The sequence below is a fragment of the Kitasatospora sp. NPDC114501 genome (assembly GCF_055633695.1).
Genome location: NZ_JBVKDS010000005.1, coordinates 381,592 through 394,492 on the forward strand (window position 1 = coordinate 381,592; position 12,901 = coordinate 394,492).

12 protein-coding genes are annotated in these 12,901 nt (G+C 74.6%); 8 read left to right on the forward strand and 4 right to left on the reverse strand.

What is annotated here, in order from left to right; genetic code table 11:
• Positions 1-52: 52 nt before the first annotated feature.
• Both ACZ7RU_RS12785 and ACZ7RU_RS12790 read right to left on the reverse strand, forming a co-directional pair.
• The gene (locus ACZ7RU_RS12785; RefSeq protein ID WP_470340919.1) at positions 53-553 is read right to left on the reverse strand and encodes a peptidylprolyl isomerase; all 501 of its coding nucleotides are present in this window, start codon (positions 551-553) and stop codon (positions 53-55) included.
• A gap of 86 nt (positions 554-639) precedes the next feature.
• A complete protein-coding gene (locus tag ACZ7RU_RS12790; protein ID WP_470340920.1) occupies positions 640-1,746 on the reverse strand; it encodes an RCC1 domain-containing protein in 1,107 nt (368 codons plus the stop codon).
• A 281-nt stretch (positions 1,747-2,027) separates the two neighbouring features.
• On the opposite strand from ACZ7RU_RS12790, the gene ACZ7RU_RS12795 reads away from it, so the two are divergent.
• Entirely contained in the window at positions 2,028-3,704 is a 1,677-nt protein-coding gene (locus ACZ7RU_RS12795; RefSeq protein ID WP_470340921.1) for an MBL fold metallo-hydrolase, read from the forward strand.
• A gap of 208 nt (positions 3,705-3,912) precedes the next feature.
• On the opposite strand, the gene ACZ7RU_RS12800 is transcribed toward ACZ7RU_RS12795, so the two are convergent.
• Both ACZ7RU_RS12800 and ACZ7RU_RS12805 read right to left on the reverse strand, forming a co-directional pair.
• On the reverse strand, positions 3,913-4,383 hold the full coding sequence (locus ACZ7RU_RS12800; protein WP_470340961.1) for an SRPBCC family protein: 471 nt from the start codon (positions 4,381-4,383) through the stop codon (positions 3,913-3,915).
• Positions 4,384-4,422: 39 nt separating this feature from the next.
• Positions 4,423-5,019 carry a putative glycolipid-binding domain-containing protein gene (locus ACZ7RU_RS12805; RefSeq protein ID WP_470340922.1) on the reverse strand — a complete coding sequence of 199 codons (597 nt, stop codon included), beginning with the start codon at positions 5,017-5,019 and terminating at the stop codon, positions 4,423-4,425.
• 225 nt (positions 5,020-5,244) lie between these two features.
• On the opposite strand from ACZ7RU_RS12805, the gene ACZ7RU_RS12810 reads away from it, so the two are divergent.
• The 7 genes from ACZ7RU_RS12810 (at position 5,245) to ACZ7RU_RS12840 (ending at position 12,737) form a co-directional block, all read left to right on the forward strand.
• Entirely contained in the window at positions 5,245-6,198 is a 954-nt protein-coding gene (locus ACZ7RU_RS12810; RefSeq protein ID WP_470340923.1) for a DUF4331 family protein, read from the forward strand.
• Between the two features lie 98 nt (positions 6,199-6,296).
• Positions 6,297-6,974 carry an HAD family hydrolase gene (locus tag ACZ7RU_RS12815; protein ID WP_470340924.1) on the forward strand — a complete coding sequence of 226 codons (678 nt, stop codon included), beginning with the start codon at positions 6,297-6,299 and terminating at the stop codon, positions 6,972-6,974.
• A gap of 153 nt (positions 6,975-7,127) precedes the next feature.
• Complete coding sequence (locus tag ACZ7RU_RS12820; protein ID WP_470340925.1) at positions 7,128-7,493, forward strand: hypothetical protein; 366 nt, start codon at positions 7,128-7,130, stop codon at positions 7,491-7,493.
• 217 nt (positions 7,494-7,710) lie between these two features.
• Entirely contained in the window at positions 7,711-8,808 is a 1,098-nt protein-coding gene (locus ACZ7RU_RS12825; RefSeq protein ID WP_470340926.1) for a substrate-binding domain-containing protein, read from the forward strand.
• Positions 8,809-8,985: 177 nt separating this feature from the next.
• On the forward strand, positions 8,986-9,771 hold the full coding sequence (locus ACZ7RU_RS12830) for an ATP-binding cassette domain-containing protein (protein WP_470340927.1): 786 nt from the start codon (positions 8,986-8,988) through the stop codon (positions 9,769-9,771).
• Positions 9,768-11,111, forward strand: coding sequence for a sugar ABC transporter permease (locus ACZ7RU_RS12835; RefSeq protein WP_470340928.1), 1,344 nt, complete (start codon positions 9,768-9,770; stop codon positions 11,109-11,111). Before ACZ7RU_RS12830 ends, ACZ7RU_RS12835 begins: the two co-directional genes overlap by 4 nt.
• Positions 11,112-11,489: 378 nt before the next feature.
• A complete protein-coding gene (locus tag ACZ7RU_RS12840) occupies positions 11,490-12,737 on the forward strand; it encodes a cytochrome P450 (RefSeq protein WP_470340929.1) in 1,248 nt (415 codons plus the stop codon).
• Positions 12,738-12,901 lie beyond the last annotated feature (164 nt).

The window sequence follows — 12,901 nt, forward strand, 5'->3', positions numbered from 1 at the left end:
AGCGGGACGCCGGCCGGGCCGGCGTCCCGCTGCGCGTCCGCGCCCCCGGGTGCTACTCGATGACCTCGGCCTTCAGGATGACCACGTCGTCCGTGGGGACGTCCTGGTGGCCGGCCTTGGAGCCGGTGGGGACGGCCTTGATGGCGTCGACGACGTCCCGGCCCTCGACCACCTCGCCGAAGACGGCGTAGCCCCAGCCCTGGGGGTTCTTGCCGCTGTGGTTGAGGAAGTCGTTGTCGGCGACGTTGACGAAGAACTGGGCGGTGGCCGAGTGCGGGTCCCCGGTGCGGGCCATCGCCACGGTGTACCTGGTGTTCTTCAGGCCGTTGTCGGCCTCGTTCCGGATGGGGGCGCGGGTCTTCTTCTGCCGCAGGCCGGGCTCCATTCCGCCGCCCTGGACCATGAAGTTGTCGATGACCCGGTGGAAGACCGTCCCGTCGTAGAAGCCGTCCCGGACGTACTGGAGGAAGTTGTCCACGGTGGCGGGGGCCTTCTGCGCGTCGAGCCGGAGAACGATGTCGCCGTGGTTGGTGCTCAGCTTGACGTTCGACATGACTACCTCACTGTCTGCATGGTGGCGGCTACGAAGCGTTCACGCGCATTGTGACAGCAGGGGCGGGCGTGCACGGTTGAGGCGCTTCAGTTGGCGAGGCTGAAGTCGCCGCCGACGGGGGCGGCGAGCTTGTCGATGCCGGTGAGCGCGGTGAGGGTGGGCACGGGGGTGCTGCTGTCGGTGGTGGTGCCGTCGCCGAGCTGGCCGGAGCCGTTGCTGCCCCAGGAGTGCACGGTGCTGGTCCCGGACAGGGCCACGGTGTGCTCCCGGCCGCCGGCCACCAGCCGGACGCCGGTCAGGCCCGGGACGGTGACGGGCACGACGCGGAAGACGGTGGTGCCGTCGCCGAGTTGGCCGGCGGTGTTCTGGCCCCAGGCCTTGAGGCGGTTCTCGCTGTCGACCACGGCCAGGCTGTGGTTGCAGCCGGCCGCGATCCGGGTGACGCCGCCGCTCCAGGTCGCCTGGGTGGTGACCGGGGTGAAGCGGTTGATGGTGGTGTTGTCGCCGAGCTGGCCGGTGGCGTTGTAGCCCCAGGCCCTGATCGTGGCGCCGGCGCCGGGCTTGCCGACCAGGGCGAGGTTGTGGCCGGCGCCGGCGGCGATGCGGCTGACCCCGCTCAGGCCGGTGACCGGCGCGGGGATGCCGCGGTTGGACGACGTGCCGTCGCCGAGCTGGCCGTTGAAGTTGTAGCCCCAGGCCCACACGGTGCCGTCCTCGCGCAGGGCCAGGCTGTGGTGGAGGCCGGCGGCGATGGCGACGATACGGGTCAGGCCCTCGACGCGGGTGGGCATGCTGGTGTCGGCGCCGGTGCCGTTGCCGAGCTGGCCGTGCTTGTTCTGGCCCCAGGCCATCACGGTGCCGTCGCCGAGCAGGGCGAGGCTGTGGGCGCCGCCGGCGGCGATCTCGACGGCGTCGGTGAGGTTGACCACCTGGCCGGGCGCGTTGTGGCTGAACACCGTGCCGTCGCCGAGCTGGCCCGCGCCGTTGACGCCCCAGGACTGCACCGTACGGTCCTTCAGCAGGGCCAGGCCGTGGCCGGCGGCGGGGCCGAACCCGCCGGCGGCGATCTGCACCACCTCGGTGCTGGTGAGTCCGAGCACGGCGGTGGCCGTGGTGCGGAGGTCGGTCCAGGTGCCGTCCCCGAGCTGGCCGGAGCGGTTGTTGCCCCAGGACTTCAGGCGCTTCTCTGCCATGCGACGATGCCTCTTTACCTCTATGACAATAAGTCAAATCGTCGATACGTCAGGGCGGTTGACGACTCCACGATCATGGCCCGACGCTACCCAGGTGCCCGTCGCGGCACGGGGAACGGCGGCGCCCGCCACCCGATCGGGTGACGACGGGCCCGCGGCCCCGCCCCGTCCGCATTCCGTACGCCCTGCCGTTGTGTGTCCGGCCCGTCACCCCTAGTGTCGGCGGTCTGCGGTGCGCGGGCAGCGCACCGGACCCGTCACGCCGTTGAGGAGGCAAGCCCGTGGCCGACACCTTCGTGCCCGTGGAACCGACCGCGTACGTCACGCAGCGGAACCTGGCCGGCGCCAAGGAACTCCCCGGCTCCCCGGCCGACTTCGAGAACGCCCGGCGCGGGCTGCTCGCGGCCCCGCCCTACCGCGCGCTGCCGTCCCGGGACGGCCGGGAGGCGATCTGGCGGTTCCACGCCTTCGACTTCCTGGCCCAGGACGCCCCCGGCACGGTGGCGGCGCCGCTCTGGCACCAGGGCCGACTGGCGTTCGCCTCCGGCCTGTTCCGGGTCGCCGACGGCCTGTACCAGGTGCGCGGCTACGACCTCGCCAACCTGACCGTCGTCACCGGCCCCGACGCCCTGCTGGTGATCGACCCGCTCGGCTCCTACGAGACCGCCCGCGCGGCCCTGGCCCTCTACCGCTCCACCACCGGGGACGTGCGGCCGGTGCGGGCGGTGGTCCACACCCAGAGCGGGGTGGACCACTTCGGGGGCGTGCGCGGACTGTTCGCCGGCGCCCGCGCCGGCCTGCCCGCCGACCTCGCGGTGTACGCGCCCGAGGGGTTCCTCGCCGACGCGGTGCACCGGCAGGTCACCGCGGGCGCCCACACCGCCCGCCTCGTCGACTACGCCTACGGCACCCGGCTCGACGCCGGCCCGCACGGCCTGGTCGGCTGCGAACTCGGCCGCACCGTCTCCACCGGCCGGCCCGACTTCCTCGCCCCCACCGACACCGTCGGCGGCCCGCTGTGCGCCCCCACCCCCCGGGCCCACTGGCCCGCCTGGGCCCGCCTGGCCGGCGTCCCCTGGCAGGAGGGCCTGTACGCCGTCCAGGCGGCCGGGGTGCGGATGGTCCTCCAGCCCGCCGGCGGCCACGCCTCCCCCGCCGAACTGAACCTCTACCTGCCCGACCACCGGGCCCTGCACCTGGCCGGCGCCGGACTGCTCGGCGCCCCCGGCCCGGACCGCGCCGACCTGCTGGACGCCACCGCCGCCGCGTTCGGCGCCGCCGCCGACCTGGGCACCTGCGCGTACGGGGCCCCGGTGCGGGGCGCCCCGCAGGTCGGCGCGTGGCTGACCGCCCACCGCACCGCCGCCCGCACCGCCCCCGACCCGGGCCCCGCCGCCCCGCTGCTCGCCCACCCCGGCTACCTCGACACCCCCTCCCGCACCGTGCGCGAGGTCTGGGCCCGGCTGACCGGCACCGCCCTGGGCGCCGCCCGACCGGCCGTCACCGCCCGGGCCGAACTGGCGGCACCGGACGGCGCGCGGCGGGCGGTGGACGCGGCGCAGCGCGCGTACGAGGGCGTGGGTTCGGGCGCGGGTTCGGGCGCGGGTTCGGGCGCGGGTGCGGGCGCGGGCGCGGGTGTGGGCGCGGGTGTGGGTGCGGGTGTGGGCGCGGGTGTGGGTGCGGGTGTGGTGCCGGACTACGCGCGGGCGGTGCTGCTGCTGGACCCGGTGGTCTCGGCGTGCGCCGTCCCGGCGGCCGTCCCCGGGGAGGTGGAGCGGCGGGCGCGGGAGCTGCAGTCGCGGGCGCTCACCCAGCTCGGCTACCTCGCGGAGCACGGGCGGCTGCGCAACGCGCTGCTGACGGCGGCCCGGGACGTGCTGGAACCGGGTGCGGCGCGGGCGCGGTTCGCGGGGACGGTGGCGGACCTGGCGGTGTGCGCGGACCCGCTGGCGATCTGAGGCGCGGGCCCGGCGGGCGGCGCGGCCCGCGGGCCGTACGGTTCGCCGGGCCGTACGGTTCACCGGGCCGTACGGTTCGCCGGGCCGGGCCGTTCGCCGGGTGCGAAGGCACGGCGGCGCGGGTGGGCGGCGGGGGTTCAGGCCGCGCCGAAGTGGCGTTCGGTGTCGGCGACCGGCGTCCGCGGGAAGGCCGTTGCGGGCAGGTCGCTCAGGGCGGCGGGGCGGCGGGGCGGCGCAGCAGCGGGTTCGGCTCGTAGGCGAAGGTCCGGGTGAAGCGGGTGGCGCCGCCCGGGAGGGGTTCGAGCAGGTAGTCCTCGCCGTAGCGCCGGTACAGCGGCGGGCTGGCCCGGGTGACGCGGAAGGCGTGGCGTCGGCCCTCCTCCCAGTGCACGAACTCCTCGTGCAGGGGCAGCGTTCGCCGTGCGGTGATCTCCCGGGTCGTGCCAGGGCCGTGCGGCGGCGGCGAGGTGCGGCGGCGGCGAGGTGTGGCGGCCGCCGGCCGGGCCCCGGCGCCAGGACGGCGGTGCGGGGCCGGCGAGCCCCTGCCACACGCTCGCCGGCGCGACCGGCAGGTCCATGGCGAAGCGGTGGGGGGTGCGGCGCGGTGTCGAAGAAGGACGTGTCGAAGCGCTCCAGCGCGGACCAGGGCATCGCCGGGCCTCCTCGGGTGGGTCGGGATCCGCCCGAGCGTGCCGGGCGCGGTGAGGGGGCGTCCCCGTCAGGCGATGCGGTGGGCCAGGCCCGGGTAGTCGGCGACCAGGCCGTCGGTGTCCAGCAGCAGGTCCGCCCGGTAGTCGCCGCCGGCGTAGCGGACGGTGGCGCGGCCGTCCTCGTGGCGGCGCAGGTGGGTGTAGGTCTGGCGGGAGGGCACGACCACCAGGTCGGGGACGCGGATCCAGGCCATCAGGAAGTGGTGTTCGCCCGGCTGTCGGTGGAGGGCGTGGCGCAGTACGGGCGGGGTGTTGGTGAGCGGGGACAGGCCGAGGTCGCAGTCGAGGGCGCCGGTCAGGTCGGGGCGCTCGGTGCCGTCGACGGTCCACCGGCCGGTGTGCTCGTCGCGGCGCAGGTCCAGGGTGCGGGTGGTGTCGGGGGTGCGGGCGGTGACGTGCATGCGGCGGGTGGTGAAGCCGTCGCCGGTGGCGAGTTCGTAGTCGAGCCAGTACGGGGCGGGTTCGGCGGCTGCGGCGCGGCCGTGGGCGCTCAGGGTGCGGGTGCCGAGGTCGATCCAGGAGGTCTCCAGGCCGGCGGTCTCGGTGACGCGCCAGGTGGGTACGGCGGTGTGGGCGGCGGCGGTGTGGGCGGTGGGGCTGGTCATTCGTGCACGGTAGTACGGGCCGCCGACAGCGGCCCGGGCCCCGCGCCTGCGCCCGCTCGCCCACTCGGCCGGTCGGCGCAGCGGGGCGGGCCGGGGCCGTCGGGGCGTGTTAGCAATGACCGCGGGGGCGGGGGGTGTCCATGCGGAAGCGCGTGGAGCGCGTGGAGCACGTGGAGCGCGTGGATCACGTGGAGCGCTCAACGCACTCGATTGCCGGAGGCCGTCTTGTCGCACCACCTCGGCGGACCGAACCTGCGCTCACCGGAGGGTGACGCGCGCCTGGACCTGACCGACCTGTTCGCCTTCGGGGCGCCGGAGCCGGGCCGGACGGTGCTGATCATGAACGTGAACCCGGTCGCGCCGTCCGGCGGGCAGGCCTTCCACCCGCGGGCGGTGTACCGGATCGACGTCGACACCGACGGGGACCGGCGGGCCGACCTCGCCTACAGCTTCACGTTCTCCGAGCCGGAGGGCGGGGAGCAGACCATGACGGTGCGGCGCGCCACCGGTGCGGGGGCGCGCGGGCTGGAGGCGACCGGGGAGGTGCTGGTGTCCGGGGCGCCGGTGAGCTTCACGGGCACGCCCGCGGTGGTGGAGGCGGGGGCGTACCGGGTGAGCGCGGGGCTGCGCAGCGACCCGTTCTTCGCGGACCTGGACGGGATCGTGAAGGACTTCCGGTGGACGGGGGTGGACTGGGGTGCGGACAAGAACGTGTTCGGGATCGTGCTGGAGGGGCCGGACGCGGCGTTCGGGGAGGCGTCGGAGATCGGGGTGTGGGCGCGGGTGAGCGTGCGCAAGGACGGGCGGCTGGTGTCGGTGGACCGCGGTGCGCACCCGTCGCTGACGGCGTACTTCAACGAGGAGGACGTGAAGGACGCGTACAACGCCGGGGAGCCGGTGGACGACTGGGACACCTACCGGGAGCCGTGGACGGCGAAGCTGCAGCACTTCGGCGGGTACACGGCGGACGCGGCGCAGGCGCAGCTGCGGCTCGTGCTGCCGGACATCCTGCGCTACGACCGGGCCCGTCCGGCGGGCTATCCGAACGGGCGCACGCTGACGGACGACGTGACCTCGGCGCGGCTGTCGATGCTCACCGACGGGAAGGTGTCCGGCGACCGCATCGGTCCGCACACCGATCTGTTGCCGCACTTCCCGTACCTGGGCCACCCGCACTGACCGGCTGCCGGGGCCCTGGCGCCCCTGCCGCCTCTGCCGACCCCTGCCGCCCTGCCGCTTCTGCCGCCCCCTGGGCGGGTGCCCCGTAGGGTGGCGGCATGTCTGTTCCCGTGGAGCTGGTGGTGTTCGACTGCGACGGTGTGCTGATCGACAGCGAGCGGTTGGCCGTGCGGGTGGACGAGCGGGTGGTCGCCGAGGCGGGGTGGCCGCTGTCGCGCGAGGAGCTCGTCGAGCGGTTCCTGGGCCGTTCGCACGCGTTCATGACCGCCGAGATCGAGGCGCACGCGCAGGTGGCGCTGGAGCCGGGCTGGGACGAGCGGCTCCAGGACCTGTACGACGAGGTGTTCGCCGCCGAACTGGCCCCGGTGGAGGGGGTGGTGGCGGCGCTGGCCGCGCTGCGGGAGGCCGGGGTGGCGGACTGTGTGGCGTCCTCCAGCACCCACGCGCGGCTGCGCTCGACGCTCGGGCGCACCGGGCTGCTGGCGCGTTTCGCCGGGCGGATCTTCAGTTCGCAGGACGTGGAGCGCGGCAAGCCCGCGCCGGACCTGTTCCTGCACGCGGCCGCCGCGATGGGTGTGGAGCCGGCGGCGTGCCTGGTGGTCGAGGACAGCAAGTACGGGGTGGCCGCGGCGCGGGCGGCGGGGATGCGGTCGCTGGGCTTCCACGGCGGGCTGACGCCGCGGGCGTGGCTGGAGGGGCCGGGCACGCGTACGTTCGCGGACATGCGGGAGCTGGCGGCGCTGGTCGCCGGGGCCGGGTCGCTGCCCCTGCCGTAGCCGCAGCCCTGGCGGCGGGGCCGGCGGGGCGAGCGGGGCGAGCGGGCGCGCCCCTGTCGGATGTCAGGGACCGCCGCGGGCGCCGGATTCCTAGGCTGACGGGCACCGGACGGATCGATCGTCCGTCCTCGTACCAGCCAAGGGAGCACCCCCATGCGCAGTTTCACCCATGCCGTCGCCGTCCTGGCCCTGGCCGCCGCCGCCCTGACCACGACGGGGGCCGGCGGCGCCGGCGCCGCGGACGGCGAGTGGGCGGGCTGCCCGTGGGGCGCGGTCTGCGTCTACCCGCAGGACCAGGACCCGGCGGTCAGCCCCAGCGCCGTCTACCGGAGCTACGGCGCGCACGAGCTGAGCGGCCAGTACGGCAACCACTGGGTGCTCAACAACCAGAGCGGTGGCGCGCACGCCCGGCTGTGCCGGGGTGCGGGCGGCGCGGACTGCGTCTACGACCTCTCCTCGCCCAAGGGCGTGTACTACGACCTGGGCCCGGTCAACTCGATCACCCTCGACCGCCCCTGACGCCGGGCCAGGTCTGCGCCGGGCAGTGCGCGCCGCACGAGGGGAGCGGCGGGCACTGCCCGCTTTCCGCGTCCCGCCCCCAGGCGCGTTCACGAAGATAACGAGTGGTGGTGGATTCCCGGCAGTCCGGTTTTACTTATTGACGTCATGTACGCGCTCAGGTTAACTCCCCCCACCCCGCCGCGACGCCGCGGCGACCCCAGGGAGAGGCCTCCGTATGAACGCCGTACTGCGTCGCGCCCTCGTCTCCACCGTGGGCCTCGCACTGACCCTGTCCATGACCGCCGCCTGCGGGAAGGCCGGCGGCGCCAAGGCCGAGGCCTCCAGCCCCGGCAGCCCGGACACCATCGGCCTGCTGCTGCCCGAGAACGCCTCCTCCGTGCGCTACGAGTCCTTCGACCGGCCGTTCATCGAGGCCAAGGTCAAGGCCCTGTGCGCGCGGTGCAAGGTGCTGTACAACAACGCCGAGGGCAGCGCCGCCAAGCAGAAGCAGCAGTTCGACACCCTGCTCGCCCAGGGCGTCAAGGTGATCGTCCTCGACCCCTACAACGCCAAGTCCACCCAGGGCTGGGTCCAGGAGGCCGCCGCCAAGGGCGTCAAGGTCGTCGCCTACGACCGCCTGGCCGCCGGCCCGGTCGCCGCCTACACCTCCTTCGACAACGAGAAGGTCGGCGAACTCCAGGGCCAGGCCCTGCTGGCCGCGCTCGGCGCGCAGGCCGCCGAGGCCGACATCGTCATGATCAACGGCGACGAGGCCGACCCCAACGCCGCCCAGTTCAAGGCCGGTGCGCACCGGGTCCTGGACGGCAAGGTCAAGAAGGTCGTCTACGAGCAGTCCGGGCAGTGGGAACCCACCGTCGCCGGGCAGAAGATCTCCGCCGCCGTCACCGAGTTCGGCAAGAACGGCTTCCAGGCCGTCTACTCCGCCAACGACGGCATGGCCGCCGCCATCATCACCCAGCTCAAGGGCGCCGGCATCACCGTCCCCGTCGGCGGCCAGGACGCCGGCCTGGACGCGATCCAGCGCATCGTCAACGGCGACCAGGCGTACACCATCTACAAGGCCTACCGCCCGCAGGCCGAGGCCGCCGCCGAACTGGCCGTCGCCCTCCTGCAGGGCAAGGACGTCAAGGCGATCGCCGACACGAGCGTCGACAGCGCCACCGACAAGGACATCCCGGCCAAGCTGCTCGACGCCAAGATCGTCACCAAGGACAACATCGCCGCCACCGTCCTGGCCGACGGCCTCTACAAGGCCTCCGACATCTGCACCGCCGACTACGCCGCCGCGTGCGCCGCCGCCGGCCTCAGGTAGCCCCGCGCGCGGACCCTCCGGTGCCACTGAGGCCTGCGAGGCCTCCCGACGCCGCTGAGGCCTCCGGGCCTCCCAGGTGCCGCTGAGGCCTGCGGGGCCTCCCGGTGCCGCCGGGGCCTCACCCGGCAGCACTCCGGCATCACTCCAAGCAGCCGCTCCCCCAAGGTGGTCGTTCCCGTGACAGGCGCACCCGTCCTCCACCTGCGCTCGGTCTCCAAGCGCTTCGGTGCCGTCCAGGCCCTCACCGACGTCGACCTCACCGTCCACGCCGGCGAGGTCCTCGCCCTCGTCGGCGACAACGGCGCCGGCAAGTCCACCCTCGTCAAGACCATCGCCGGCGTCCACCCCGTGGACGACGGCACCCTCACCTGGCACGGCGAACCCGTCCGCCTGGCCCGCCCCCAGGACGCCACCGCCCTCGGCATCGCGACCGTCTACCAGGACCTCGCGCTGTGCGACAACCTCGACGTCATCGCCAACCTCTTCCTCGGCCACGAGAAACGCCGCCGCGGCCTGCTCGACGAGGTCGCCATGGAGCAGCACGCCCGCCGGCTGCTGGACTCCCTCGCCATCCGCATCCCCGACGTGCGCGCCCCGGTGGCCGCGCTGTCCGGCGGGCAGCGGCAGGTGGTGGCCATCGCCCGCGCCCTGGTCGGCGAGCCGGCCCTGGTGATCCTGGACGAGCCCACCGCGGCGCTCGGCGTCGAACAGACCGCCCAGGTCCTCGACCTGGTGGAACGGCTGCGCGAGCAGGGCCTGGCGGTCGTGCTGGTCAGCCACAACATGGCCGACGTACGGGCGGTGGCCGACACCGTCGCCGTGCTGCGCCTGGGCCGCAACAACGGGCTCTTCCCGCAGGCGGGCACCACCCAGGAGCAGATCGTCGCCGCGATCACCGGCGCCACCGACAACGCCCACGCCCGCCGCCGGGCCCGCCGCACCGAGGAGGCCGAGGACCTGTGAGCACCCCCGAAGCACCCGCCCCCACCGACGGAGCCCCCGCCGACACCGCCGCCGACACTGCCGCCGACACCGCCGTCCCCGCTGCCGTCCCCGGCGCCGGTGCCGGTGCCGGTGCCGTCCCGGCCGCCGATCCGCGGCTGCACCAGCGCGCGGCGGGCTGGGCCGGACACGTGGCCGCCGCCCGCCACCGCCTGGCCTCCGGCGAGCTCGGCTCGCTGCCGGTCGTCGTCGGCCTGCTCGTCATCGCGATCGTCTTCCAGTCCGTCACCCACCACTTCCTGCAAGCCGACAACCTCACCAACATCACCCGCTTCATCGCCGGGCCAGGCCTGATCGCGGTCGGCGTCGTCTTCGTGCTGATCCTCGGCGAGATCGACCTCTCCCTCGGCTCGGTGGCCGGCGCCGGCGCGGCGGTCGCCGCCGTACTCGCCGTACGCCAGGACCTGCCCGAGTGGCTCGCCATCCTCGCCGCCCTCGGCGCGGCCTGCGCCATGGGCCTGCTGCACGGCTTCTTCTTCGCCCGTATCGGCGTGCCCGCCTTCGTCGTCACCCTCGCCGGGATGCTCGCCTGGAGCGGCCTGCAGGAGTGGGTCCTGGGCGACGCCGGCACCGTCAACAACCGCCACGACGGCATCATCGCGGCCCTGGACACCACCTTCCTCGGCGACGGCGACATCGCCTACGCCTGGGCCCTGGCCGTCCTCGCCCCCGCCCTCTACCTGGCCGCCCGCCTGCACACCGCCCGCCGCCGGCGCGCCGCCGGCCTCACCGCACCCCCGGCCGCCGACAGCGCCGTACGCGCCGGCGCCCTGGCCGTCCTCACCCTCGCCACCGCCTACACCCTCAACCAGGACCGCGGCCTGCCACTGTCCCTGGTCGTGCTGCTCGCCACCGTCCTCGTCACCGACTTCGTGCTGCGCCGCACCCGCTACGGCCGGCAGGTCTTCGCCGTCGGCGGCGGCGTCGAGGCCGCCCGCCGCGCGGGCGTCAACGTCACCCGGGTACGGATCTCCGTCTTCGTGCTCGCCGCGTTCCTGGCCGGCCTCGGCGGCCTGTTCTACGCCTCCCAGCAAGGCTCCGCCGACAAACAACTCGGCAGCGGCAACGTCCTGATGAGCGCGATCGCCGCGGCCGTCATCGGCGGCACCAGCCTCTTCGGCGGACGCGGCAAGACCTGGTCCGCCCTGCTCGGCATCCTCGTCATCCAGTCCATCACCACCGGCCTGGACATGGTCCACGCCGCCCAGGCCATCCAATACATGATCACCGGCGCCGTCCTCCTCGCCGCCGTCGTCCTCGACTCCCTCACCCGCCACACCCGCACCACCACCCACAGATAACCCGACACCACCCCCAGGCCCCCCGGCGCCCCCCTTGTGCGCGGGAAGTCGGACCCGCCGACTTCCCGCGCAACGTCGACGAGGCTTCCGGGCGCTGCGGTCGCGCCGTCTGCGGGGAGAGGGGTCGTGCATCCGGGCGAGGCGGGCCCGGCGGCGACGTCTACGCCCGGTCATGCGGTTGCGGAGGGCGGCCGGCCGTTTCAGCACCGGGGCGCGGCCCCTGCGGGCCGGCGAAGGGGCAGACGCGGGAACGGCGGGCCGAGGCCCCGTTGACGGCCGCGGCGGGCCGCTCTACAACGGAGCACAGGCCCCGGACGCGGTGGGCCGTGCCCCCGGCGCGGCCCACCGGGGCGACCCGAGAGACCGAGGAGCAATGCCATGGCTCCGGACGACCATCGCTGCCCGGTCCTGGACATGACCGGCCGGGCCCTGCACCAGCAGAACGCGGAGCTGCGCTCCGCCGGGCCCGCCGTGCGGGTCGAGCTCCCCGGCGGCATCATCGCCTGGTCCGTGACCCGCGGCTCGGTGATCCGCGCCCTGACCGGCGACCCGCGGCTCTCGCGCGACCCGCGCAAGCACTGGCCCGCCCTGGCCTCGGTGCCCCAGGGGTGGCCGATGGGGCCGCTCGCGCTCCAGCAGAACTTCTTCAACCTCCACGGCGGCGAACACCGCTCGGCACGACGGCACATGGCGCCCTCGTTCTCGCCCCGCCGCGTGTCCGCGCTGCGCCCCGGGATCGAGGCGACGGCCGCCGCCCTGGTCGGCGCGTTCCGCACACTCGCCCCCGGCCAGGCCGTGGACCTGCGCCGCGCCCTGTCGCTCCCGCTGACCATGACGGTGATCTGCGACCTCTTCGGCGTACCCGCCGACCTGCGGCCCCGGATCGGCAGGACGATGGACACCATGGTGACGACGACGACCACCCCCGAGCAGATGACCCTCTCACGGGCCGAGATCGACGTGGCGCTCGCCGAACTGCTGGAGCTCAAACGCCGCGACCCCGGGCCCGACCTCGCCAGCGACGTCGCCGCCGTCAGCACCGGCGCCGGGACGGGCCGCACCGAGCAGGAGTCCCGCGACACGCTCTTCCTGATGCTCGGCGCCGGGTACGAGACCGCGGCCAACCTCATCACCAGCGCCGTCCAGGCGCTCCTCACCCACCCCCGCCACCTGGCCCTGGTCCGCGAGGGCACCCTCGGCTGGACGGACGTCATCGAGGAGACCCTGCGCCACGAGAGCCCGGCGATGCACATCCCGCTGCGCTACCCGCTGGAGGACATCGACCTCGGCGAGGACGTGGTCATCCGGAAGGGCGAGCCAATCCTGCTCGGATTCGGCGCGGCCGGCCGCGACCCGCAGGTCCACCCGGACCGGCCGGACGACTTCGACCCCACCCGCCCCGGCAAGGAGCACCTGGCCTTCGGGCACGGCCCGCACTTCTGCCTCGGCGCGCCGCCAGCCCGGCTGGAGGCCGAAGTGGCCCTGGACCGCCTCTTCACCACCTATCCCGACGCCGCCCTGGACCCGTCCAAGGCGGCACCCGCCCCGCGGCTGGCGTCCGTCATCATCAGCGGCCCGTCCGAACTGTGGATCGTCCCGACCCCCGCCCCGCCCGCCACGGTGTGACACCCCGGCGCCACGGGCCCCATCGTGCGCGGGAAGTCGACTGTGCCGACTTCCCACACGCAGACGGCACGGCCGGAGCGGCGCAGCCCACATGCAGGGCCCACACGACCAACCTCCCCACAGAACAACCCGCCCCCACACCCCGACCACCCCGACCACCACCG

What these genes read in the sequence shown, in the direction of transcription:
- ACZ7RU_RS12785 (WP_470340919.1), bottom strand. Translation starts at nt 553, where the DNA reads ATGTCGAACGTCAAGCTGAGCACCAACCACGGCGACATCGTTCTCCGG.
- ACZ7RU_RS12790 (WP_470340920.1), bottom strand. Translation starts at nt 1,746, where the DNA reads ATGGCAGAGAAGCGCCTGAAGTCCTGGGGCAACAACCGCTCCGGCCAG.
- ACZ7RU_RS12805 (WP_470340922.1), bottom strand. Translation starts at nt 5,019, where the DNA reads ATGACCAGCCCCACCGCCCACACCGCCGCCGCCCACACCGCCGTACCC.
- ACZ7RU_RS12815 (WP_470340924.1), top strand. Translation starts at nt 6,297, where the DNA reads ATGTCTGTTCCCGTGGAGCTGGTGGTGTTCGACTGCGACGGTGTGCTG.
- ACZ7RU_RS12820 (WP_470340925.1), top strand. Translation starts at nt 7,128, where the DNA reads ATGCGCAGTTTCACCCATGCCGTCGCCGTCCTGGCCCTGGCCGCCGCC.
- ACZ7RU_RS12825 (WP_470340926.1), top strand. Translation starts at nt 7,711, where the DNA reads ATGAACGCCGTACTGCGTCGCGCCCTCGTCTCCACCGTGGGCCTCGCA.
- ACZ7RU_RS12840 (WP_470340929.1), top strand. Translation starts at nt 11,490, where the DNA reads ATGGCTCCGGACGACCATCGCTGCCCGGTCCTGGACATGACCGGCCGG.